Origin of the sequence: Pseudoalteromonas sp. NZS127 (assembly GCF_015864805.1) — a bacterium.
GTDB classification, from domain to species: domain Bacteria; phylum Pseudomonadota; class Gammaproteobacteria; order Enterobacterales; family Alteromonadaceae; genus Pseudoalteromonas; species Pseudoalteromonas nigrifaciens.
In genome coordinates this window covers 107,781-130,983 of sequence record NZ_JADYWN010000008.1, presented here as the reverse complement: position 1 = coordinate 130,983, position 23,203 = coordinate 107,781, and the positions used below count along the sequence as shown (strand labels likewise).

General features: G+C 39.6%; 20 protein-coding genes. 13 read left to right on the top strand and 7 right to left on the bottom strand.

Features of this window, described 5'->3' with window-relative positions:
• Positions 1 to 5: 5 nt before the first annotated feature.
• The 4 genes from I6E78_RS09710 to I6E78_RS09695 all read right to left on the bottom strand — a co-directional run bounded on the left by I6E78_RS09710 (position 6) and on the right by I6E78_RS09695 (position 4,766).
• Positions 6 to 1,805: a glycoside hydrolase family 3 protein gene (locus tag I6E78_RS09710; protein WP_197182371.1), complete on the bottom strand. Its 1,800-nt coding sequence runs from the start codon at positions 1,803 to 1,805 to the stop codon at positions 6 to 8.
• A 196-nt stretch (positions 1,806 to 2,001) separates the two neighbouring features.
• Positions 2,002 to 2,787, bottom strand: coding sequence for a heme ABC transporter ATP-binding protein (locus tag I6E78_RS09705; RefSeq protein ID WP_089369029.1), 786 nt, complete (start codon positions 2,785 to 2,787; stop codon positions 2,002 to 2,004).
• Positions 2,788 to 3,843 carry a FecCD family ABC transporter permease gene (locus I6E78_RS09700; RefSeq protein ID WP_197182370.1) on the bottom strand — a complete coding sequence of 352 codons (1,056 nt, stop codon included), beginning with the start codon at positions 3,841 to 3,843 and terminating at the stop codon, positions 2,788 to 2,790.
• A 68-nt stretch (positions 3,844 to 3,911) separates the two neighbouring features.
• Positions 3,912 to 4,766, bottom strand: a complete 855-nt coding sequence (locus I6E78_RS09695; RefSeq protein WP_197182369.1) for a heme/hemin ABC transporter substrate-binding protein — start codon at positions 4,764 to 4,766, stop codon at positions 3,912 to 3,914.
• 67 nt (positions 4,767 to 4,833) lie between these two features.
• Here I6E78_RS09695 and I6E78_RS09690 point away from each other — a divergent pair, with 67 nt between their 5' ends.
• From I6E78_RS09690 to I6E78_RS09655, 8 genes are all read left to right on the top strand, one after another.
• On the top strand, positions 4,834 to 5,586 hold the full coding sequence (locus I6E78_RS09690) for an energy transducer TonB (RefSeq protein WP_193039094.1): 753 nt from the start codon (positions 4,834 to 4,836) through the stop codon (positions 5,584 to 5,586).
• Between the two features lie 14 nt (positions 5,587 to 5,600).
• The gene (locus tag I6E78_RS09685; protein ID WP_011329712.1) at positions 5,601 to 6,152 is read left to right on the top strand and encodes a MotA/TolQ/ExbB proton channel family protein; all 552 of its coding nucleotides are present in this window, start codon (positions 5,601 to 5,603) and stop codon (positions 6,150 to 6,152) included.
• Positions 6,145 to 6,558: a biopolymer transporter ExbD gene (locus I6E78_RS09680; protein WP_011329713.1), complete on the top strand. Its 414-nt coding sequence runs from the start codon at positions 6,145 to 6,147 to the stop codon at positions 6,556 to 6,558. The genes I6E78_RS09685 and I6E78_RS09680 overlap by 8 nt, the downstream gene beginning before the upstream one ends.
• Positions 6,559 to 6,704: 146 nt before the next feature.
• Positions 6,705 to 8,792, top strand: a complete 2,088-nt coding sequence (locus tag I6E78_RS09675) for a TonB-dependent receptor domain-containing protein (RefSeq protein WP_197182368.1) — start codon at positions 6,705 to 6,707, stop codon at positions 8,790 to 8,792.
• Positions 8,793 to 8,837: 45 nt separating this feature from the next.
• Entirely contained in the window at positions 8,838 to 9,890 is a 1,053-nt protein-coding gene (locus I6E78_RS09670; protein WP_197182367.1) for a hemin-degrading factor, read from the top strand.
• Between the two features lie 827 nt (positions 9,891 to 10,717).
• Complete coding sequence (locus tag I6E78_RS09665) at positions 10,718 to 12,235, top strand: RNA-guided endonuclease InsQ/TnpB family protein (RefSeq protein ID WP_089369036.1); 1,518 nt, start codon at positions 10,718 to 10,720, stop codon at positions 12,233 to 12,235.
• 42 nt (positions 12,236 to 12,277) lie between these two features.
• On the top strand, positions 12,278 to 12,811 hold the full coding sequence (locus I6E78_RS09660) for a GGDEF domain-containing protein (protein WP_179807798.1): 534 nt from the start codon (positions 12,278 to 12,280) through the stop codon (positions 12,809 to 12,811).
• Between the two features lie 251 nt (positions 12,812 to 13,062).
• On the top strand, positions 13,063 to 13,272 hold the full coding sequence (locus I6E78_RS09655) for a cold-shock protein (RefSeq protein WP_002959120.1): 210 nt from the start codon (positions 13,063 to 13,065) through the stop codon (positions 13,270 to 13,272).
• Positions 13,273 to 14,274: 1,002 nt separating this feature from the next.
• Here the strand turns inward: I6E78_RS09655 and I6E78_RS09650 are convergent.
• Positions 14,275 to 15,498, bottom strand: a complete 1,224-nt coding sequence (locus tag I6E78_RS09650) for a NupC/NupG family nucleoside CNT transporter (RefSeq protein WP_197182366.1) — start codon at positions 15,496 to 15,498, stop codon at positions 14,275 to 14,277.
• Positions 15,499 to 15,515: 17 nt separating this feature from the next.
• A complete protein-coding gene (udk, locus tag I6E78_RS09645; RefSeq protein WP_011329721.1) occupies positions 15,516 to 16,145 on the bottom strand; it encodes a uridine kinase in 630 nt (209 codons plus the stop codon).
• A gap of 191 nt (positions 16,146 to 16,336) precedes the next feature.
• On the opposite strand from udk, the gene I6E78_RS09640 reads away from it, so the two are divergent.
• From I6E78_RS09640 to I6E78_RS09620, 5 genes are all read left to right on the top strand, one after another.
• Positions 16,337 to 17,554, top strand: coding sequence for a phosphopentomutase (locus I6E78_RS09640; protein WP_179807796.1), 1,218 nt, complete (start codon positions 16,337 to 16,339; stop codon positions 17,552 to 17,554).
• 13 nt (positions 17,555 to 17,567) lie between these two features.
• Positions 17,568 to 18,269: a purine-nucleoside phosphorylase gene (gene deoD / locus I6E78_RS09635; RefSeq protein WP_011329723.1), complete on the top strand. Its 702-nt coding sequence runs from the start codon at positions 17,568 to 17,570 to the stop codon at positions 18,267 to 18,269.
• Between the two features lie 1,174 nt (positions 18,270 to 19,443).
• Entirely contained in the window at positions 19,444 to 20,187 is a 744-nt protein-coding gene (locus I6E78_RS09630; RefSeq protein WP_011329724.1) for a ferredoxin--NADP reductase, read from the top strand.
• Positions 20,188 to 20,401: 214 nt separating this feature from the next.
• Positions 20,402 to 21,142, top strand: coding sequence for a nuclear transport factor 2 family protein (locus tag I6E78_RS09625; RefSeq protein WP_197182365.1), 741 nt, complete (start codon positions 20,402 to 20,404; stop codon positions 21,140 to 21,142).
• A 27-nt stretch (positions 21,143 to 21,169) separates the two neighbouring features.
• Positions 21,170 to 21,490 carry a hypothetical protein gene (locus I6E78_RS09620; protein WP_197182364.1) on the top strand — a complete coding sequence of 107 codons (321 nt, stop codon included), beginning with the start codon at positions 21,170 to 21,172 and terminating at the stop codon, positions 21,488 to 21,490.
• On the opposite strand, the gene I6E78_RS09615 is transcribed toward I6E78_RS09620, so the two are convergent.
• Positions 21,480 to 22,373 carry a tetratricopeptide repeat protein gene (locus tag I6E78_RS09615; protein ID WP_011329727.1) on the bottom strand — a complete coding sequence of 298 codons (894 nt, stop codon included), beginning with the start codon at positions 22,371 to 22,373 and terminating at the stop codon, positions 21,480 to 21,482. The two genes, I6E78_RS09620 and I6E78_RS09615, sit on opposite strands and share 11 nt — an antisense overlap.
• Positions 22,374 to 23,203 lie beyond the last annotated feature (830 nt).

Below are 23,203 nucleotides of genomic sequence, written 5' to 3'. Positions count from 1 at the left end.
TCTCCTTACTTTTTTATTGTTACAGGCAAAGTGCCATTAGCTGGCAATTTTCCTAACAGTACGTGTGCTAAAGCGGTAAATGCGGGGCCTGTTACAATATCGTTTTTATCGTGATCAATATTATAGGCATACGATGCAAGTACAGCATGCGCATAATCGCTAAACTCAGCAATGTCGTAAGGCGCTCTTAGGCTAATAAATACCGTGTTTTTATTTTGCTTTTTGGCCACTTTTAATAACGACTCAAGTGCTTTTGGTTGCTGTGCGTTGCTAAGTGCAAATTGAGGATCGTTTTTTAAATCATCCATACCGCCAATTTCTACCGCACTTTGATTTGGCGTTGCATTGCCCGCTATAACAACATCGGCTTTATTAATGTCTGTGTGCGCTTGTTGCGGATCAAAGCCTTGCAAGCTGCTACAAGTATAGTTAAGCGTATGTTTACTAATGCTTTGCAGGGCTTGTTGTAGTGCCATACATTTGCGGGTGTCGGGCATTATAATATGTATATGTTGCCCGGCTTTAAGTGTAAGTGGCAGTGTATTGTGAGTGTTTTTAACTTGTGTAATAGCCTCTACCGCAAGTTGAGCTTCAATATTGCGATGCGCTTTACTACCAATAACATGCTTGGCGTTAACTAGCGCATTAATGGCGTTAAAACTGGTGTTAAGTTTAAACTTACTTTTAAGCGCTGTAATACGCTGCGCCGACTCAGTTATTTCTTGCTGATTAAGTTGCTTAGTTTTAACCGCTGTAACTAAATCTGTAATGAGCTGATCAAGTTTGGTTAAGTCATCTATGCTGCGAATTTCTATTGGCATTAAGGCAATATCGACCCCTGCAGCAAAGGTATTTATAACCGCTTGAGTAGGATTGAAAAAGTGACTAATACCTGCCATATCAAGTGCATCGGTTACTACTACGCCATTATAATTAAGCTCATGGCGTAAAATATCAGTAATTATTTTACGCGACATAGTTGCGGGCTTAATCATGCTTTTACCATCTACACTGGTAAAGGTACTGCTATCAAGCGCAGGGTACTGAATATGTGCGGTCATGATCATGCCAGGGCTTTGCGTGGCAATAATCTGTTTAAAAGGGGCTAGGTCTTGTTGGTAAATAACCTCTTTTGAATGGTTAACTCTAGGTAAGCCCGTATGGCTATCTACGTTAGTGTCGCCGTGGCCCGGAAAATGTTTAAGCGAACTAATAATGCCGTTATTTTCAAATCCAGCAACTTGAGCTGCACCTAAAGTTGCAACGCGCTTAGGATCCTCGCCAAACGAGCGTACATTAATAACGGGGTTATCTGGGTTCATATTTACGTCGATTGAAGGCGCATAATTAACGTTAATACCCAAAGCACTTAGCTCGGTGGCCATTACTTTAGAGGTTTGCGCGGCAAAATAATTGTCGTGTTTTTCAAAAGTAGCACCAATCGACATATTACCGGTAAACGAGGTTGCTACATCGCGCGGTAGGCGTGCAACACGGCCGCCTTCTTGATCAACCGAAATAAACAAAGGTAATGCTGAACTCGATTTACTTGCAGCATGTTGTAATTGTTGGTTAAGGGTAATTATTTGTTCAATAGATTGGGTATTTTCAGAAAATAAAATCACCCCGCCAATATTGTATTTACTAATGGCGTTTGCCAGTTCATTGGGTAATTGAGTCATTGGCGTTCGGCACTGTTTGCTTGCACCTTGGTGACAAAAATAGCGAAAGTCGAGTAATAGCTTTTGGCCAAGTTGTTGTTCAAGCGTAAGCGCAGGTTGAGCTATAGAAGATTGTAATGGCATTAAACACCCGATTAAAAAAGCAATAGACGATACAGCATACTTATTTAGCAAAACACACTCCAAAGCTAAATAAAATAGATAAGTGCATGCAGCTTATCTATTTTTTAGTGCAACTGCAAAGCCGATACGCAATAGCGGTGCGTTTAAGTCTTATTGATTTTTAAAGCTGAATAAACGCTGATATTAGTTAAGTATTTTAGTAACACATTTGAATGTGTGGCATAGCCTCGCTGGTGTTATTTTCAAGCCTGGCGTTAATATTATATACCCGTTTAAGTAGCGCAGGGGTAAGCACTTCTTTTGGTGTACCACATGCTGCTACCTCGCCATTATTAAGCATGTAAATTCGATCTGCAAAACTGGCAGCAAGCGATAGATCGTGGATCACGGCAACTACTCCTGCGCCTTGGCTAGCAATACTTTTAGCTTGAGCCATTACATCGTATTGATGAAAAATATCTAAGCTAGAGGTGGGCTCGTCAATTAGTAAGTAAGGTGTTTTATTGGCAACTAGGCTAGGCTGAATTTGGCATAATACCCGCGCAAGTTGTACGCGTTGTTTTTCTCCGCCAGAGAGTTGTGTAAAGGTATGGGTTTTTAAGTGCGTTACACTAAGTGCTTGCATTACTTGCTCTGAAAAATGCATAAGCTGCTGTTTACTATAGTCTGCTTGATGGGCAAAGTGCGCCATATCAACCACTTCAGCTACGCTAAATGGAAAGTCGAGTTCGTAATTTTGCGTAAGCACAGCGCGTAATGTAGCCAAACTTGCTATTGAGTAGTCGCTAAGCAAGCGGTCATTAAGCGTAATATCGCCATTATTAATTTTTATATCGCCGCATAAAGCTTTTAATAACGACGATTTACCCGCCCCATTAGGGCCTATAATTACCACTAACTCGTTAGGTTTTACATAAAAGTTAATATGCTTGAGTAGTTTTTTTTGCCCAATTTGGGCCGATACATTATTAGCGCACAGCATTTATAAGCTCCGTTGCTGATAAGTTTTTAGCAACATAATTAAAAAGAAAGGGCCACCAATAGCACTGGTTATTAAGCCAATAGGTAACTCTGCAGGGAGCATTACAGTGCGTGCAAATAAATCAGCAAAGCTTAATAGCAGCGCGCCGCCTAAAATACTTGTTGGCATTAAGTAACGATGATCGGGCCCTAAAACAAGCCTTACAATATGCGGCACAATAAAACCAACAAAACCAATAATACCGGTAATAGAGACAGCTGCTCCGGTGCACAATGCCGTGCAAATAAATACCTGCTTTTTAAGCCGCGTTACATTAATACCTAAGTGTTTAGCTTGCGCTTCGCCTAGTAAATATAAATTAAGAGGTTTTGCTAGGCGTAGTAATAAAACCACACTCAAAACAATAATACATAAAGAGGGCAGCATCATTGCAAAGTGATTACCGGCTAAAGAACCCATACTCCAAAATGTTAAATCGCGCAGTTGTTGCTCGTTACTAATTAATGTAAGCCCACCAATGAGCGATCCCACAATGGCATTAACAGCAATACCAGCTAGTAATAAGCTAATAATTGTAAACTGACCACTGTGAGCGCTTAATCTATAAATAAATACACATACACTAATACAGCCAATAAATGCGCCAACCGGTACCGCATAAACGCCCAAGGTACTGCTAAAGTTAGCAAATAAACTACTGCCTAATACTATAGTGGCTACAGCGCCAAGTGCTGCACCACTCGACACACCAATTAAACCCGGATCGGCTAATGGGTTTCTAAAAATTGCCTGCATAGCACAGCCACACGCGGCTAACCCTGCACCTACCACCATGGCTAACACTATGCGTGGTAAGCGTATTTGCCAAATAATAGCGTTTTTTAAGCTATCAGTTTCAAGCTGGTTAATTATTGCGACTATTTCACTTAAGCTTAAATTTACGCCCCCTTTACTTAGTGCAATAAAAAACATAAAAACACAGGCTAAAAATAAACAGGGAATGGCCATTTTTCGCTGTTTTTGTTCGGTTAATAGCGTACTTCCTAATGCCAGCATAGTTATTACTCACTTAGCTCAATGTTAGGTTGAGAGGTTTTAGCAAAGCGAAACTTATACGCTGTAGGTTATTTAGCATTAGGGTGTAAAACACTTGCAAGCTCAACTACCGCTTGTGGTGTACGTGGGCCCATGCCTAATAAATAACTGCCATCAAAGCTATATACTTGCTTATTTTTAACTGCATTAGAGAACTTAAAATGTGCTAGTTTTGAGACGTTTTCCATAGGGGTGTCGCCGTGTCGTCCCATAGTAATAATTGCGTCTGGATTAAGAGCAAGGGCCGCTTCAGTTGAAAGCGGTTTCCAATTTTGTATGTGCTCTGCTGCAATATTAATTGCTCCAGCGGCATTTATTAATTCATTTGCAGAGGTATTTGCCCCGGCTACAATAGGTTGCCCGCTGCGTACATTAAGAATAAAAAGTACTCTCGGCTTATAAGTACTTTGTTGTAAAACAGTGTTTAAAGCAGCTCTGTCTATTGCCAAACTATTTGCAAGTTGCTCTCCCTTTTTAGGTACATTGAGTAAACGTGCAATGTGTTTTATTTTAGCTTCAATACCTAAAAAGTTATCTTCTTGTGTAAGTATGGTCATGTTTATTCCCGTACTTTTTAGCTGCTCTACTACCTTTTGAGGTCCTGTGTCGGCTTCGCCTAAGAGTAAATCTGGGCTGAGCGATAATATCCCCTCTGTACTTATTTTTCGTACGTACCCTATTTGCGGTTTTTTAGTCGCAGCACTTGGAAATACACTGGTGCTGTCTACACCTACAATACGATGCTGCTCATTAAAGGCATAAATAATTTCAGTTATTGAGCCTCCCGAAACAACAATTCTTTGTGCCGAGAATGGAGCTGAATTACTGCTACAAGCAAATGTTAACAGGGTAAGCGTAATTAAATATGTGTATAGGGGTTTCATAACAAATCCAATGTTGATACTATCAATAAACACGAACAATAACAGTTATCATTTAGATTTAAAAGCTATGAAGTTTACTATTTTTATATTACTGTCAGCAGTTGCTCATTATATTGGGTTGTTTATGCAACCTGTCTCCCCTAAAGCTATGACATTTTCGCAGGGGCAAAAAGCCGATCGTGTGGCAATTAATATTATTAACTCAACCCAGGTTAACGCCAGTAAAGTAGCTAAAAAAATACCAGCTGAGCCAAAACTAACAGCGTCTGTAGTTAAAAACGATAATGTTAGTACTGAGTTTTCGGGCACCAAGCAGCACCTTAAAGTAGTAAAAAAAACACCTGAAAATATAAAAAAAATAATAGATAACCCGCCAAAAAAACCAGCTAAAGCCAAACCGGTTAACACAGCTAAAAACACTGAGCATAAAAAGTCTGTAAAAAACGCCCCAGCAAACAAAAATAAAATAAAGCCTGCTGCGCCCAGTTCTAGTACAACAAAACTAAGTAACCAACACTCTGCTACTAATCAATTAGTTACCGTAACTGATTTGCCATTATTTAAAGCCCCTAAGCCAATGTTAACGTATCCGTTACGAGCTAAAAAAAGAGGTTACGAAGGGGTTACGTTATTGCAAATTGAGTTGAATAAGCAGGGGCATATAGCAAAATTAACTGTGTTAAAAAGCAGCGGATTTACTGAGCTCGACAAAGCTGCTTTAAATAATGTAGCGCAGTGGCAGTTTCATCCTGTTGTTAAAAATAACCACCCGATAAAAGCACGATTTAGCGTGCCAATTCGGTTTTCGTTAAACGTATAACAAAGAGTAATAACATGCAGTCAACTTTTAATGCGGTAGGTATTATGGCTTGGCCATTACTATTGGTGTCAATTATAGCTTTGGCTATTGTGCTGGAGCGCAGCACTATTTTAATTATTGCTAAGTGGCAATTAAAGCAACATAAACTAGGTACAAGTCAATTTGCAATTACGCTGCAAGCTAAGCAGTTGTTGCACAGTGAGCAACGTCTTCAATGGTGCCAATTGTATTTACAAGACTGCTTAATTGATTGGCGAAAACGGCTAAACATATTGAGTTTATTGGCCTCTTTAAGCCCTTTAATGGGGTTACTTGGTACTGTGTGGGGGTTGGTCGTTATGTTTAAACGCATTGCCGAAACTAATCAAGCGGTTACGCCTGCTTTACTAGCTGATGGCTTGTGGGAAGCTATGTATTCAACCATGGCTGGATTAGTTATTGCTATTCCATGTTTATTAGTTAGCGGCTTATTAAACACCATACTAGAAGGGTTACAAAATGATTTTACAAGAATCATCAATCATTTAAATTATAAGTTTACCTATAGTGACTCACCTTATGCTTAGCTTGCCACCGCGTAATACAGCGGCGCAATTAGTGCCAGACTTAACCGCTTTGCTTGATGTGTTATTTATTTTACTGGTTTTTTTATTACTTACAGCAGCTGTTAAGTTAAATATGCTTGATGTAACGCTTCCCGATACAGGTAAAAACACCAGCACACCGGTACAACAAGCAGATGTACAGGTACTTAGTATTCGGTTAGAGCATAATAAACTTCAATACGCCCTCGAAAAAGAATCATTTACTTCGTTAAATGAAGCGATTAACGCCTTAAAAAACAGTAAAAAAAGCTTACCTCTGTATTTAGCGGTTGATCAGCAAGTACCTAGCGGCGAATTAGTAAAGCTATTAGCTAAACTTTCTGCTGAAAAGTATCAAGTTGCAAATATTTTAGTTAAAAGCGATTGATAACTATTATCATTTAGTGTTTATTTTGTTATAGTCAAAGTGCTTTAGGCAGTAGGGGCTAACCCAAAGCGCTATGTAACTTTTTTGCATTCAATATAAGTAGAGCAAAAGAGTAAACAAAATATAATTATTAAATGGAGTAAATAATGCGTATTACCAAACTGGCAGCTTGCCTTGCCACTCTGTCTTCGCCCTTAATGGCAGCTGATCTTGAAAACCCTAACCACACTAATATGCCGGTTACAGCACTTGATGCAGTAACCGTAACGGCAACCCGTACCGCAAAGTCTGCACTAAATTCAGCTCAAGCCGTTAATGTTATTAACGCAGAACAAATAGAGCAAGTACTTGCTAGTAGCGTATTCGACAGCCTTAATAGTATTCCTAACGTTACTGCAACCGGTGGCCCACGTAATATGGGGCAAAAGTTTAATGTACGTGGTTTTAGTGACGCAGAAGATGTGTTGATAAGCGTAGATGGTGCAATTCAAACATTTGAAAAGTATCGAATGGGGAGTTTTTTTTCAGATCCTGAACTTTATCGCTCTGTAAATGTTAAACGTGGACCAAGTACTGTTTTGCATGGCGGTGGTGCTTTAGGTGGTGTGGTAGAAATGGAACTTAAAGATGCCAGCGACTTTTTAGCACCGGGTGAGCAAGGTGGCGTTAAAGTTAAGCTAGGTCACCATGGCAATAATAATGAAAATAACGGTACCGTATATGCTTATGCACGCCCTACCGACTCATTAGATATACTTACTTCGTATGTAAAACGCAGTAGTGGCGACTTTAAGTTATCAAATGGTGAAACGCTCGATAATTCGGGTATTGAGGCCGAATCGCTGCTTTTAAAAGCAGAGTACTACTTAAACGAAGACTCCTTAATTGGATTGTCGTATACAAAAAGTGAAGACAATCAGCGCACCGAGTTTAATACGACCGATCCTGGCGCATGGGGTACGGTATATAGAGAAATAGAACAGTCGGTTACTAATTTAAGCTATGAGCTTAACCCCGCCAATAATCCTTATGTAAATTTAACAGCGCGCTTAGGGCGCACCCAAAGTCAGGTTGTTGAAAGCGATGGTTCAGGCACTTTAAAAGATTTTATTGGCTTAGAGTCTAACTACGAATACAACATAACCACACTTGATATTGCGAATACATCTTTAATTAAACAGCATGCTTTAACCTATGGCATGCAGTATTCTGAAAAAGATCGAGTGGGAACCAAGTTAAGTTATCCATGCCTTAATTTAGACATGCAAACTTATCAATGTATTGATTATGCAGAGCAAGCAATACAAAACGAAATAACATCACAGCCCGGAGGTACTCAAAAACGCATAGGCGTTTACCTACAAGACGAATTTACTTGGCAGGCATTAACGCTTACCACAGGGCTACGTTATGAAAAGTATAAAACCACAGCAACCTCTAGCTTTGCCAACTCATTTAATAATTTAGATACCGATGTTGATCACTCTCAAGTGGTGCCTGCATTAACCGCTCACTATCAAATTAATAACCAGCTAGCTGTTTTTTCAAGTTATCAGCAAGGATTTAGAGCCCCATTAATAGATGAGCTTTATGATCAATATGGTGGGCGTGATCCGGCACTCGAACTTAAAGTAGAAAACAGCACCAATAAAGAAATAGGTGCGAGTTACCAAAACCAAAACATATTTACAAACAGAGATGCTTTAACTGCCCGTGTTATTTATTTTAAAGTAAAAATAGATGACGAAATTCAATCAAACACCAATATAGCCACTAATCCCGAACCCGCAGCGCGTTATAACAATAGTGGCGAAAACCAACGAGACGGCATTGAGTTTGAAATTAATTATGCACATACCCTAGGTTATGCCAACTTTTCTTATAGTCGAATATCAGGTGAAAACCAAAACAATGAACCACTTTGGTATTTACCAGCAGATAAATTTGCACTAAGTAGCGGGTTAAACTTTTTTAACGACGTGCTAAAAACAGGCTTTAATATTCAACATGTTAATGATCGCACTGTACTTGTATCAGGCATTGAGCAGCAACATAAAAGTTATGTTTTAGCCGGTATAAACGCCAGTTGGGATATTAACGACAGCTGGAATGCCCGCTTAGCAATAGATAATTTATTTGATAAAGAATACCAAGTTATAGCGGGTACTACAGGCGCCATTGGCGACTATGGTGTTGGCCGTAATATTAAAACGCAAATTAGTTTTAAATTTTAAGTTGCCGTAATGGTCACTTAGGCCATTACCTTTTAGGAGTAAATTATGAATACCTTAGTTAACCAATATCAAACATTAAAAGTAGTGCAGCCCAATATTCGCAGTGTAGATGCCGCCGTACAACTTGGCACCACAGAAGCACAACTTATTGCTTCTCAAGTAGGGCAGCAAGCAATTAAATTAAATATTAATCAAATCGAAAACATTCTCAAAGGGTTAAAAAAACTAGAGCATGTAATGGCACTTACACGCAACGGCGTTGTAGTGAGTGAAATTAAAGGTTGCTACGAAAAACTATATACTTCACAGCGTAATAATAAAAAAATGGGAATAGCAATTAACCCAGGAGGCATAGATTTAAGGTTGTTTTTATCGCAATGGGCCAGTGTATTTGCTGTTAAGTTAAATAACATGGTGAGCATTCAGTGCTTTGATAAACATGGCCGAGCTGTTCATAAAATATTTAATACCGATAAAACTAATTTAACCGCGTATCAGGCACTAATTAGTAAATATAGCGACCCAGAGCAAAGCACTACATTAGTGGTAGAGCCAATCAAAATCCAAGAGCTTGAGACCACACCGCAAGAAAATATAAATGTAGCGGGCTTTTTAACCGCATGGGAAAACTTGCAAGATGTGCATCATTTTCCGGCATTATTAACCGAGTTTAAAGTAGGCAGAATACAAGCACTTGAACTTGCACAGCCCAATTGGGCACAAGAAATACCAACCGCAAGCTTACCGTTAATATTTAGCACGTTAAAAGAGCAGCAAAGCGAGGTAATGATTTTTGTAAATAACAATGCCGCGGTGCAAATATACTCAGGAGCACTCAATAACTTAAAGCAAGTAGGCCCTTGGTATAACGTGCTTGATGAAGACTTTAATTTACATATTAAAAATGAAGATTTAGCGCGTGCTTTTGTCGTTAAAAAACCAACAGATAACGGTAATACTGTGGTGCACTCAATAGAGTTTTTTGATGAGAGCAGCAACACAGTTATGACCTTATTTGGCCGCAGGGTTGAAGGTAAAGAGCAACCGAAGCAGTGGATAACGCTGTGTAATAAATTGAGCGACAGTTATAAAAGTTAACTTGATACAACACATTTATAATTATTGTCTACCGATAGGTAGGCAATAATTAACCGGAACTCTGGTTAAGAGATTTATTAACGTATTGAATCATACTTATATTTAAATTTATTTTCTCTAGCCAGAGGCTTTTAGCGAGTTTACGCGTCAATAGCTGGCTTATTGCAAGTAAATTCAACGCAGTTAGCGTTGTAAATAGCTACTTGAGATAGTTTTGTTATCCAAAGCTTAGGTTAATTAGTACTTCACATTATTAAAGTTGGTTAGATTCTTGGTTTTAAAGCAGGTAGTATAAAATGTATTGAATATATTATGCATGCAAGTTGTACGTGAGGTATAGACAGAGTGTTTCACAAACTATTACCAACATTAAACCTCAGGTTTCTTATACTATTACTTGTTTTACTTGCCTCTATTTGCACCTTAGTAAGTAGTTTTTATGCTACTTATCAAGTGCAAAAAGAGCAGTTAATCAACTACACGTTACACAGTAATTACGCTTATGCTAATAAGCTTGCTTCAGCAACAGATAGCTTTCTTGAACATTTGCAGGGTGCATTCTCGTCGGCTTTAGCTACGAGTTAAGCCCTGCGGTTTTAGTGGTTGTGTTTTGCTACAGCTTTACTCTATTTTACAGCTAGTTCAGAGGGTGGCTTACGCTGCGAGCGAACACGTCACAGCGGTATTTTGCAACGAATGCTAGGTGTACTTGGTTCTTATAAACGCAGTTCCTGCCAGTTCTCCATTCGTGCATATTAAACTCATGATTGTTTTTTGTATAGCGCTATAATATTCTGTGTTTAGTGACTGTTCAAGGCATTTAATTAATGGCAATTCGTGGCTTTAATATCGAAATAACTTACAAAATGAGTAGTAAAGCAGCTACTCATTTTGCGCGGTGGATTGGTGGATCGAATGTCATGCGTAATCAGAGAATTGAGGAAAGCCTCGAACTTATCCGAGCCGACAAAGGCTCGGATATTGATCAGAAGTATGCAGGTATTAAGGCTAAACCTGAGCTTTCCTTCTTAAAAGAAATACCACCACAAATACTTCGAAACGCTGCAAGTATGTTATTTAGTGATATTAATGCGTGCCGAAGTGGGCTTCGGAAGTTTCCTAAGCCCAAAGGGCGTAATCGCAAGCGTAGCTGTGTAGTAACAAAGGAAATGTTCATCCTTGAGCCGCTAAACGAAGGTCGGGCACTTCTGACATTCTACGAGAAGGCTTCGAAGAAGCCCGCACGTATGTTTTCTATAAAGCTCGACTACGAACCCGACCAGCTCGCAAAGCAGTTCCGTATATCGCGCCAAGGTAGACGCTTCTACCTCTCAGGGTCGTATAACGACGGTGTTGAGTCTGCAACGAATGAGGAACTGTTGAAAGGCTTTGTTGCACAAAGCCTCAGTGATGACGAATTACTATCCCAAATCACAGGTATCGACCGTGGCGTTAAGCTGCCTATTGCAACAAGCGACGGTTTGCGCAAAGCCTATAGCCCTGAGACGACTGAAAGGCTAAAGCGATTAGTGCAAAAGAAGGCTCGGTATCAGCGTATTTTGGCGCGTAAAAAGCGCCAAAACAATAACAAAAACACTAGACGTGTTGAGTCTAATGAGCAGCAAAAGCTAGCAGATAAGATAGCTAACTTCGACGCCAAGACTGCGCGAATTAGGCACGACTTTTTGCACCAGACCTCGAAAGAGGTCGTGCTTTCGGCGAAGTCTATAATCGCTTTGGAAGACTTAAAACTCAAAAACATGACCAAGCGTGCTAAACCAAAGCGCGGCAAGCATGGCCGTGGCTATGCGCGTAACAACGCGAATGCCAAGAGCAGTTTAAATCGCTCATTATTAAATGTCGCTTTAGGAAAGCTTGGTGACTTCATCAAGTATAAAGCGAACGACTACGGTAAGGCCGTAGTCGAAGTGAGCCCCGCAGGCACGTCGCAGACGTGCCATATGTGCGGTGAAAAAAATACGATAAGACCTCAGCAAGATACATTAATTTGTTTAAATGGCTGCGGAACTTTTCATGCGGACGACAATGCCAGCATTGTCGTAGCGCAACGAGCTGTACCTTACATACAAGAGTCTACGTTTGCCCAGAAAGCAAAAACTCGTAAGAAAACAGCAGTACGTAAAAAGGCGGTAACACCGCCGTTGGGGAGCGAACTGGCCTCAACTGAAAAATCAGGGGAGTTAGAGACTGCATCAACTGATGTGTCCCTTGTGTGCTCACGCACGCAAGCTGACGTAAGACCGTCATCGACGGCAAGCCTTGTACAAAGAAACTCTCTTACAACAATGGACGCCAGTGTTACTGGCGTCTTGGAAACTCGATAGTTTTAGCTACGAGTAGTTCATAGTCAGCAATTAAGAACAGCAATGTTAAAAGGCGAAAGTATTTTACAGCTGCAAATAGGGCAGTTACGCCACGATGCACAAACAGACCCTCTAACGGGGCTTCATAATCGCAGAAGCTTAAAAGTATGGCTTGATAAACTAATCCACGAACAAACGTTATTTACCATTTTAGAAATAGACATCGACTTTTTTAAACGCGTAAATGACACATATGGCCATGACAAAGGCGATGAAACACTCAAAGCATTAACCGTGCTTATTCAAAGTATTGCTCGCAAAGACGATATTGTTGCGCGCATTGGCGGCGAAGAGTTTGTACTTGTAATACCTAATCAAAACAGTGAAGGTGCATTTAAAATAGCTGAAAGGCTGCGCCTTGCAGTTGAGTCGTCACATATAGATACAGTTGGTTACATAACCATATCAATAGGTATTGCTAGTTACCCAGAGCACGGCACTAATATTGAGCAAGTATTTAAAAAAGCCGATAACGCACTTTACTATGCAAAAGAGCATGGTCGTAACCGTAGCGTTATTGCTAATTTAATAGAGTAACTGCAAGACCCTTAACTAATTTAAACAAGGTTTAATATTTTAAATTATTTAAATAATAAGCTTGACACAAATTAAAACTTCTATATAGTGGGCCGCAGCTAGAAAGAAAGTATGTAATCTATAAATCTCCATTTCGATGTTGTATAAGTAATACTTGTAGTACCGTCCTGAAGTTTTTAAAGTACCATCTCATTTTTTGCTATACCCGCTCATATGAGCATATTTTTTTATTTTTATATCAGGATATTACAATGTCAAACATCGTATCAGGTACAGTTAAGTGGTTTAACGAGTCTAAAGGTTTTGGTTTCATCGAGCAAGAAAATGGCCCAGACGTTTTCGCACATTTCTCAGCAATCAAAAGCGAAGGTTTCAAAACTTTAGCTGAAGGCCAACGTGTAGAGTTCACTCTTTCACAAGGTCAAAAAGGTCCACAAGCTGATAACATTACAGCTGTATAATTTTACTTTTTAAGTAAAATGAAAAAAAGCGCTTAAGGCGCTTTTTTTGTGCCTAAAATTTGGTATTCCTCGGTAACTCCCCCCACAGTATTGTATTTCAACGTATTAAACTTAACTAGCCAAGCTTCGCTAAAATACAGGTGCCAGGCTCCAAGCTTTAGGCTCTAGGTTTCAGGATTTATATCTCAGGCAGAATTTGCCAAGCTCAATGTGTATAGCTTTGGCCGTAAATGCAAAAGGTAGCGCTCAGACTTGAGCTATCAATCAACTATCAGCGAGCAGTTAGAACCCCATCCAAATTAATGGCTGCAAAAGCAGGCGGGAGTTTACCTCGCGCTTTTTACTGTACTTTTGGTGCTGGGTATAAACTTACCCTGGGCGAGTAGCTTGTTACCTGCCACATGCTCGTAGTACGAAAAACGTATTTGTAAAAGGTGATGAGATCACAAAGTAGTGATTTAAACCCTAGAGATGAAATGCCAGTATGAGGCAAAAGCAGGTTTTATATTTCAGGTTTTAGGCGTCAGGTGTTTGATGCAAGCTCAATAGAGTAACTAAGCAAACTCAATGTTTAGCTTTAGCCGTAAATACGAAAAGGGACAGCACTCAGGCTTGAGCTGTCTGCCAGTCAACTATCAACTTCTTAATTATTAGCGAGTAGTTATAATCCCACCCAAGTTAATGGTTATAGGAGCCGCAGGGAGTTTACCTCGCACGCTTTTTACTGCTTTACATTGCGCTTATGGCAGGGGACTGTTATCTGGTGTTGATCTGTGGTGAATACCATTTTAGTGTTTAAAGGTGGTGGTTGGCAGGTGGTTTTTCATTTTATTATATTATTCAAAGATTAGCCTTTAAGCTCATTTATAAACCTCTCTATAAGCCCAAAACGATAAAAGGGCCTTGCGGCCCTTGATGAAGTATCGTTCAAGTCAGATAGAGCTTTAACCCCTTAAAGCACTACCCTATTGTTTTGCAACAGTGGTTCATCTCATTAAGTTTCTAAGCTAGCGAGAGGAAAAATCCAGCAATTGCGGCGCTCATAAGGTTAGCCATAGATCCTGCTAACACTGCTCTGAGCCCTAAGCGAGCGATATCCTTTCGCCGACTAGGCGCCATACCGCCTAATCCACCTAGTAAAATGGCTATCGATGATAAGTTAGCAAAGCCACACAGTGCAAAAGTAACAATTGCTTGTGTGTGCGCACTTAACGTATCGCGATAATTTATGAAGTCTAAGTAAGCAACAAATTCATTCACTACTAACTTTTGACCAATAAAGCTACCGGCTAGTATTGCTTCATTCCATGGCACACCAAGTAACCATGCAACAGGCGCAAATACATAACCTAAAATTTCTTGCAGCGTTAATGTCGGGTGGTCAAACCAGCCGCCAATACCGCCTAATAAACCGTTTAACAATGCAATTAATGCTACAAAAGCAAGTAGCATTGCACCTACGTTTAGTGCCAAGTGCATACCACTTGCAGCACCCGATGCGGCTGCATCAATAACGTTAACGGGCTTTTCATCATCTAAATCTAAGTCAGCTAAATTGTCTTTAGGCGTTTCGGTTTCTGGCACAATCATTTTGGCCATTAAAAAGCCGCCAGGAGCCGCCATAAAGCTAGCTGCTATTAAATACTTAAGGTCAATACCAATAATTACGTAACCGGCCATAACAGAGCCTGCTACCGTTGCCAAACCACCTACCATTACGGCAAATAATTCCGATTTGGTCATAGTGGCAATAAAGGGTTTAACAATTAACGGTGCTTCTGTTTGACCAACAAAAATATTAGCAGTGGCCGATAACGATTCAGTACGTGAGGTTTTTAACAGCTTTTGCAAGCCGCCACCTAAAATCTTAATAACCCACGCCATAATGCCTAAATGATATAACACGGCCACTAACGCAGAGAAAAACACAATTACCGGCAGTACTTGAATAGCAAAAATAAACCCTAATGTATCTTGCGATGCTAAAGGTCCAAACAAAAAGCTTATACCGTCGTTAGCAAAACCAATAACCGATGAAACAGCGGAAGATACACTTGCTAATGCATTTTTACCTGCATCAAAAAATAATACAAAACCACCAATAATTACTTGCATCGCAAATGCGATACCTACCGTTCTAAGCTTTATAGCTTTGCGATTAGTTGACGCCGCAAATGCAATAGCTAGCAGCACAAACATGCCAACTACGCTCATAAAAGTTGTCATACAAATGTTTCCCGTTACTATTCTTGAAGAATATGTTTAATTTTACTTTTTATTATATCAATCGCAACGCGATTCATGCCGCCTCGAGTGACAACTAGATCTGCATTATGCTTTGACGGTTCTATAAATTGATAAAACATCGGTCTAACAGTTGCTTGGTATTGTTCAACAACAGATTGTAATGTTCTGCCCCTTTGCTCCATATCGCGTTGCATTCTACGCATTAAGCAAATGTCTAAGGGAGTGTCTATAAACACCTTAATATCAAATTCTTTATTAAGCGCTTTATCGCTAAGTAGTAAAATGCCTTCTACGATTAATATTTTAGCTGCAGTTACATACCGCGTTGTTTCGCTGCGAGTATGTTGTGCATAATCATAAATAGGTACTTCTACAGCGTGGCCGTTACGAAGTTGTGTTAAATGCTCATGCATTAGCTTATATTCAAATGCATCAGGATGGTCGTAGTTAGTTTGCGTACGATGTGCAAACGGTAAATGCGACTGATCCTTATAATAAGCATCCTCTTCGATAATGGCGATAGCGCCTGGTTCAAGTTCATTAACCAATTCATTGTAAATTGTTTGGCTAAAAAGAGATTTACCCGACGCTGATGCGCCAGCAATGGCTATAATAGTTCGTGTCACTAAAGTTCTCACCCACACAGGAAGATATATTGTTGGTAGATCACAATAGCAAAAAAGACACGATTAATCTCTTTTGCTTCGCTTAAGGGCGTAAATTTATAATGTTTAGGTTATATGAAACAGGACTTATGTCCTGTGCGTAAAAATCGAAGAGCAGATAAAGTAACCATATTGAATAACGGGAGGTCACAATGGCAAGAGCAATTATCCTAATGGCAGACAGTTTAGGAATTGGCGCAGCACCAGATGCAGATAAATTTGGTGATATTGGCGCGAATACTTTAGCACATCTGCTAAAAGCATATTATGACGAAACAGGCACAGCATTATCGCTACCTAACTTATCAAAGTTAGGGTTAATTGATGCCTGCGAAGCGGCCGGTAAAGAGCCTTGTTTAGTGTCAAATCGTTCAGCATCGCAAGGTGCATGGGGATACGCAAAAGAGCTTTCGAGCGGTAAAGATACGCCATCAGGCCATTGGGAAATGGCGGGAGTACCCGTTTTATTTGATTGGGGTTATTTTCCTAAAACTCAGCCAAGCTTCCCACAAGAATTTATTGACGAGCTTATTGCTCGTACCGGTATCCCAGGCATATTAGGCAACTGCCATGCATCAGGAACCACTATTTTAGAGCAGCTAGGTGAAGAGCACGTTAAAACAGGTAAACCTATCTGTTACACCTCAGCTGACAGCGTGTTTCAAATAGCCGCGCATGAAGAGTCATTCGGCCTAGAAAAGCTTTATCAGGTTTGCGAAACTGCACGGTCGCTACTAGATGAAATGAATATAGGACGAGTGATTGCGCGGCCATTTTTGGGTTCAAATAATCAAGATTTTGCCCGTACCAGCAATCGCCGTGACTACTCGGTATTACCGCCAGCCCCTACATTGCTAGACGTACTAGCAAAAGACGGTGGCGAAGTAATAAGTATTGGCAAAATTTCAGACATATACGCGCATCAAGGTATTACCCAAAAGCATAAAGCACCAGGGTTAATAAACTTGCTGAAAAAAACCAACGAATTAATGCAAAGTGCGCCCGATCACAGCTTAATATTTACTAACTTGGTCGACTTTGACGAAATGTTTGGTCATCGTCGTAATCCTGTTGGGTATGCAAAAGCGTTAAAAGAGTTTGACGATTATTTGCCAACTATATTAAACGCACTTAAAGCCGATGATTTACTAATTATTACTGCCGATCATGGCTGCGATCCAACCTTTCCAGGTTCTGAGCACACCCGTGAATACGTACCAGTAATTGCTTACCAACCGGGTATGACCGACACCCCACTTGGTGAGCGCAATAGTTTTGCAGACATAGGTCAAACCTTAGCACAATGGTTTAACTTACCTGCGCTTGAATACGGTGATGGCTTTATAGATAAGCTAACTACATCTAAATAAAAAGGAAAGATTAATGAGTACTCCGCATATCAATGCAAACGTAGGTGATTTCGCCGAAACAGTATTAATGCCAGGCGATCCGCTACGTGCAAAATATATTGCTGAAAACTTTTTAGATGACGCAAAACAAGTAACCAGTGTACGTAACATGCTTGGCTTTACAGGCACTTACAAAGGTAAGCCTGTAAGCATTATGGGATCGGGCATGGGCATTCCATCAATGTCTTTGTATGCGCGTGAGCTAATTGTTACTTTTGGGGTTAAAAACCTGATTCGTATTGGCACGTGTGGCGGTATTGGTAGCGACGTTAAAATACGCGATGTTATTTTTGCACAAGGTGCATGTACCGATTCAAATGTAAATCGTGCCCGTGTACGCGGTACTGATTTTGCAGCAATTGCTGACTTTGACCTGCTTTTAAACGGCGTAAATGCTGCAAAAGATCTTGGTATTAAAGCAAAAGTAGGTAACGTATTTACTACCGATACATTTTATCAAGCCGACGACACTTTTTATAAAGATTTAGATAAATTAGGTGTGCTTGCTGTTGATATGGAAACAGCCGGTTTATATGGCGTTGCAGCCGAATATGGCGCAAAAGCAATGGCGCTATTCACAGTAAGTGATCATGTGATCACTGGCGAAGCAACTCCTGCTGACGAGCGTCAAAGCACATTTAACGAAATGGTTAAAATTGCTTTAGAGTCTATCTAAGTAATTGGCTATTTAAGTAAAACAGTTCCTTGGTAACGTATTCACTAAATTTTGGAGACACGCCCAAAGTGAAGTGAGACTAAACCCCAAAGCCGCATTTATGCGGCTTTTTTTATGCTTAAACTTTAGCTTTTAACGTGAGTTAGCTCTGCATCTACAAATTAAGTTTAAGCCAGATATTATTTTGCAGCCAAGCAACTTCCTGGCGTAATGCGCTAAAACCTGTTTGTATACTTTCACACCTTCTGCTCTTTATACAAAAACATTTAAGCCCATTTATTCACAAAGAGGGTATGAGGCGCTGCGCTTTTAGAGGAATAACAAAGCCAAGAACAATGTGTTTTATGTCTACTCATTTACTCTCATTGTCTTCTCTTTGTGCAAATTGTTGTAGCGCATTTTAAATTAAAACCTGTTTAAAAAGAGGTTAGTAGACACTGCGCTTTAGAGGAATAACAAAGCCAAGAACAATGTATTTTATGTCTACTCAATTACTCTCATTGTCTTCTCTTTGTGCAAATTGTTATAGCGCATTTTAAATTAAAACCTGTTTAAAAAGAGGTTAGTAGACACTGCGCTTTAGAGGAATAACAAAGCCAAGAACAATGTATTTTATGTCTACTCATTTACTCTCATTGTCTTCTCTTTGTGCAAAAACATTTAAGCCCATTTTATTCACAAAGAGGGTATGAGGCACTGCGCTTTAGAGGAATAACAAAGCCAAGAACAATGTATTTTATGTCTACTCATTTACTTTCATTTTCTCCTCTTTGTGCAAATTGTTGTCGCGCATTTTAAATTAAAACCTGTTTAAAATAGGTTAGTAGACACTGCGCTTTAGAGGAATAACAAAGCCAAGAACAATGTGTTTTATGTCTACTCATTTACTCTCATTGTCTTCTCTTTGTGCAAATTGTTGTCGCGCATTTTAAATTAAAAACCTGTTCACAAAGAGGCAATGAGGCGCTGTGCTTTAGTGGGTGAAAAGAGCTGTGGGTGGTGTGAAAAATAAATCTAGCTCTATTTATTTATTTCCTATTTTCACTCGTAAAATTTGGCAGCTAATTACTCTATAAGTATTTGTTACTTAATGTTAAGGTTTAAGCTCTAAAACGCACATTTAAAGTAAGTCAGTAACCTTAATACTTTATAGCCGATAATATAGGAGCTAACTATGTCTAATTGGGTTGATGCAACAGTAAAAACAATTACTTGGTGGACAGACTCGTTATTTAGCATAACGGTAAATGCCGACGTTGAGCCATTTAAAGCGGGGCAGTTTACTAAGCTATCTATAATGGATGGTGATAAGCGCATTGCGCGGGCTTACTCCTACGTTAATGCCCCCGATGACCCCAATTTAGAGTTTTACCTAATAAACGTAGTTGACGGTTTACTCTCATCGCATTTAGCCAAGCTACAACCAGGCGATAATGTATTAATAGAGCGCCGTGCTACGGGCTTTTTTACCCTTGACGAAATACCCGCCAGCGAGCAGTTATGGATGCTTAGTACCGGCACCGCTTTGGGGCCGTTTTTATCCATGCTACAACAGAGCGAAGTATGGCAAAAGTATCAGCATATAAACCTAGTACATGGTGTACGTTTAAATGACGATTTAAGCTATCAGGAGCTTATAAACACGCTACTTGAAGCTCATCCTAAGCAGTTAAATTACATTCCCGTAGTGAGTCGTGAGCAAGCTAATGTAGGGTTGCACGGACGAATAACGGATGCGATAGCTAATAAGCAATTGTTTTCGCACGTTGGGCTAGATGCCACGCCCGAAAATGCACAGTTTATGATCTGTGGTAATCCGCAAATGGTAAAAGACACTACCGAATTACTAATAAGCCAAAATTACCAACGCAATCGCCGTAGAACCCCCGGCCACATAACGGTTGAGCAATATTGGTAGTTAGGCATGTGTATTTTGCCCGCTTGAACGTGTAGCAATATGTTTGGTTTTTAGGTAAATAAGTACCTATTTAGTGTGGTTATTCCTTTAAATGGGCAATAACCATGCTAAATACCAAACATGCTCTAGTACTAAACAGATAATCACTACCCCAAAACCGTAAAATTTGCTATGTTGCGCCCTAACAGTATTTCGTGCTCATTTTAGGAAAACTATGAAATCTTTACCTATCGTTTTTGCTTTTATATTTATTGGTGCCGCGGCGCTTGTTTACGCAACAGAGCAAGAAACCAACACAACAGCGCAAAACAGTGCAGAGCAAGCTAAGCCTGTAATTGAAAAACAGCAGCAAGCTGCCGACGAGTCAAAGCAACAAGCTACAGATAGGCTCAATACCCTAGAACATAAAGAAGCAGTATTAACAAAACCAGTTGTTGATCCTAACAAAGTAGACGACTCAAAAGTACTTGGCACCGAAACTCCTAAGCCAGTTGAAAAAATTAAAAATAAAGAAGAAAAAGCCGCCGCTATTGCCAAAGCTGAGCAAGTAGTAACGCAAGCTAAAGAAGCCTTAACGCAAAAACAGCAAACAAAAGCCAAACAATCGCGCGAATCATTAGCTGTAATTGAACAATTAGTTAAAGCCTATAACGCCCGTAATATTGAAGAGTTTATTCGGGTTTATGCCGAAGACGTTGAATTTTATATTTTTCCTAACGAGCTGCTATTTAAAGGCAAAGAAAAACTAATAGCCCGTTATGGCTTAATGTTTAAAAAGCTAAAATGCATTCATTCATCACCAATTAAACGCATAGTACATGGCGACATAGTAATTGATCATGAATTATCAGAAACCTGCTCAGTAGATAAAAACGTAATAGATAAACGCTCAGAGCTTATTTCAAGCTATCAAGTTAAAGATGGTAAAATAATTCGTGTGTTATTTTTTCGATAACTCATAACTAGGTAAGTAAGTATCAAAATGCAGTTAAACGACGAGAAAAAAATTCGCCTAGAGTATCGGGTAGAGCCAGGCTGTTTAGGCCCACAAGGGCTAAGCGACATAGAAGATTTTTGTCGCTATGCTAATAAGCATATTAAATCACCATATTATGCGCAATTTTTATTTACCCCTCGTTACGACAAGCAAAAAAGTGAACGTCAATACAGCGTAAATAGCCGCAACTTATCGCAAGTTCAGGCCAAGCTGTACTTTAATCACTTTCAAATAAATATAGTAGAGTTTGAAGAGCAGCTCGACGAGCTGCTCAGTAAAGCAATAGATCTGTACTTTAAACGCTAGTCGCACTCAAAATTTCGTTAAAGCTTTCGTTGTCGTGTAGGCTAGCAAACGCACTCTCGTGCAGTAGTTCATTGCGTAAGTTAGGTGAGTAATCTAACGCCATTTTAATATCGGCCAACGCATCGGCATGTTCATGAATTAACGCATAAGCACACGCACGTTGCCAATAAGCATAGCCATAATCGCTGTCTATTTCTATTGCTTGGTTACATAGCTCAATAGCTTGTGCTGTATCGTTAATTTCTAGCAGTGCATCGGCTTTATAAGCAATAGCTTCTACGTCTTCGGGTTTACGTTTTAAAATTTCGTCAAAAATTTCAATTTTATTAGCAAAATCACTTTCTAAATTAGCCCGCATCCACAGTGAATGAACTTCATTAGTGACCGAAATTCGTTCTTGGTTACTGAGTATTTCTTCAGAGCGAACGCGCAGTTTTTCTTCAAGAATTTTTAAGCGATCTTCATACTCATCAGTAATAACGCTTACTCGGGTATTTACTATGTCTTCTACTTTATTTTTAACATCGCGCAGTGAGTTCCAACCAACTAATACTAAAATTGATGCGGTAGCCGTAATAATAAAAAATACATTGTTAATGGTATCAGTAGTATAGGTAATTGCACGGTCAGCGGTATCTAGCTGGGCATGAGTTACTTGTTTAGTTACATCCTCACGCAGTTTTTGCTGATCTTGACGCACAGCTCTAAGCTCATCAAGAATATAACGCTCCATTAGCGGTTTATACATAGGAGCAGCTAGCCCATCAACAGCTTGGTTTTGTTGCTGCTCGGTGGGAGCCGAAAAAGGGTCATCTTCAGCAGCAATGATTGCTGTAGAATTAAAAGTTACGCAAATAAACAATAGTAATAAAAAGTAACGCATAGTACGCCTAATAAATAAAATCAATAAATCGCTAAGGCAACTTTAACATGCACAGATTCAGGGTACTAGAGGAGGTTGCTGTTTCGTTAAACACTTTATAGCGCTGGTTAGGTAATTAACGTTAGTTTGCAGCAATTAGACATTTTTAGACGCTATTGATAAAAATTAGGCAAAAAAAACCAGCTCAAGGTGAGCTGGCAAAAACTACTTAAAACAACATAATGTCAAAGGGAAAAACAATAAGTTAGATTACATAATAACGCGACTAAGCTGAACAATTACTTAACTCAATTCAATACTTTAAATTAAGTTACAAAAATAAATAAGGTGTATAAATCATCAAAAAATACACCTTTTTTAACTTACATGGCGAAGGGGGATATACACAGTGACCTTGGTTACCCGACAGCCAACTTTTTAAGCCCTTCACATTACATTACGTCGGTTATTTTAAAAGCGATCATTTTATTATTTAAAATGCGCGGCATAAAGCCCCGCCTACAAAAATTGCACAAAGAGAAGGTAATGAGAGTAAATGAGTAGAGCAGTTCCATTTTATCCGCAGTTCGAAACTTACAGCTCTTTTCACCCTCTAAAGCGCAGCGCCTCATACCCTCTTTGTGAATAGGCTTTTAAATTTAAAATGCGCGGCATAAAGCCCCGCCTACAAAAATTGCACAAAGAGTAGATAATGAGAGTAAATGAGTAGAGCAGTTCCATTTTATCCGCAGTTCGAAACTTGCAGCTCTTTTCACCCTCTAAAGCGCAGCGCCTCATAGCCTCTTTGTGAATAGGCTTTTAAATTTAAAATGCGCGGCATAAAGCCCCGC

Coding starts and splice junctions, on each gene's coding strand:
- I6E78_RS09625 (WP_197182365.1), top strand. CDS start 20,402: ATGAAATCTTTACCTATCGTTTTTGCTTTTATATTTATTGGTGCCGCG.
- I6E78_RS09640 (WP_179807796.1), top strand. CDS start 16,337: ATGGCAAGAGCAATTATCCTAATGGCAGACAGTTTAGGAATTGGCGCA.
- I6E78_RS09695 (WP_197182369.1), bottom strand. CDS start 4,766: ATGAAACCCCTATACACATATTTAATTACGCTTACCCTGTTAACATTT.
- I6E78_RS09660 (WP_179807798.1), top strand. CDS start 12,278: ATGTTAAAAGGCGAAAGTATTTTACAGCTGCAAATAGGGCAGTTACGC.
- I6E78_RS09680 (WP_011329713.1), top strand. CDS start 6,145: ATGCTTAGCTTGCCACCGCGTAATACAGCGGCGCAATTAGTGCCAGAC.
- I6E78_RS09655 (WP_002959120.1), top strand. CDS start 13,063: ATGTCAAACATCGTATCAGGTACAGTTAAGTGGTTTAACGAGTCTAAA.
- I6E78_RS09665 (WP_089369036.1), top strand. CDS start 10,718: ATGGCAATTCGTGGCTTTAATATCGAAATAACTTACAAAATGAGTAGT.
- I6E78_RS09675 (WP_197182368.1), top strand. CDS start 6,705: ATGCGTATTACCAAACTGGCAGCTTGCCTTGCCACTCTGTCTTCGCCC.
- deoD (WP_011329723.1), top strand. CDS start 17,568: ATGAGTACTCCGCATATCAATGCAAACGTAGGTGATTTCGCCGAAACA.
- I6E78_RS09615 (WP_011329727.1), bottom strand. CDS start 22,373: ATGCGTTACTTTTTATTACTATTGTTTATTTGCGTAACTTTTAATTCT.
- I6E78_RS09685 (WP_011329712.1), top strand. CDS start 5,601: ATGCAGTCAACTTTTAATGCGGTAGGTATTATGGCTTGGCCATTACTA.
- I6E78_RS09700 (WP_197182370.1), bottom strand. CDS start 3,843: ATGCTGGCATTAGGAAGTACGCTATTAACCGAACAAAAACAGCGAAAA.
- I6E78_RS09705 (WP_089369029.1), bottom strand. CDS start 2,787: ATGCTGTGCGCTAATAATGTATCGGCCCAAATTGGGCAAAAAAAACTA.
- I6E78_RS09630 (WP_011329724.1), top strand. CDS start 19,444: ATGTCTAATTGGGTTGATGCAACAGTAAAAACAATTACTTGGTGGACA.
- I6E78_RS09710 (WP_197182371.1), bottom strand. CDS start 1,805: ATGCCATTACAATCTTCTATAGCTCAACCTGCGCTTACGCTTGAACAA.
- I6E78_RS09650 (WP_197182366.1), bottom strand. CDS start 15,498: ATGACAACTTTTATGAGCGTAGTTGGCATGTTTGTGCTGCTAGCTATT.
- I6E78_RS09690 (WP_193039094.1), top strand. CDS start 4,834: ATGAAGTTTACTATTTTTATATTACTGTCAGCAGTTGCTCATTATATT.
- I6E78_RS09620 (WP_197182364.1), top strand. CDS start 21,170: ATGCAGTTAAACGACGAGAAAAAAATTCGCCTAGAGTATCGGGTAGAG.
- I6E78_RS09670 (WP_197182367.1), top strand. CDS start 8,838: ATGAATACCTTAGTTAACCAATATCAAACATTAAAAGTAGTGCAGCCC.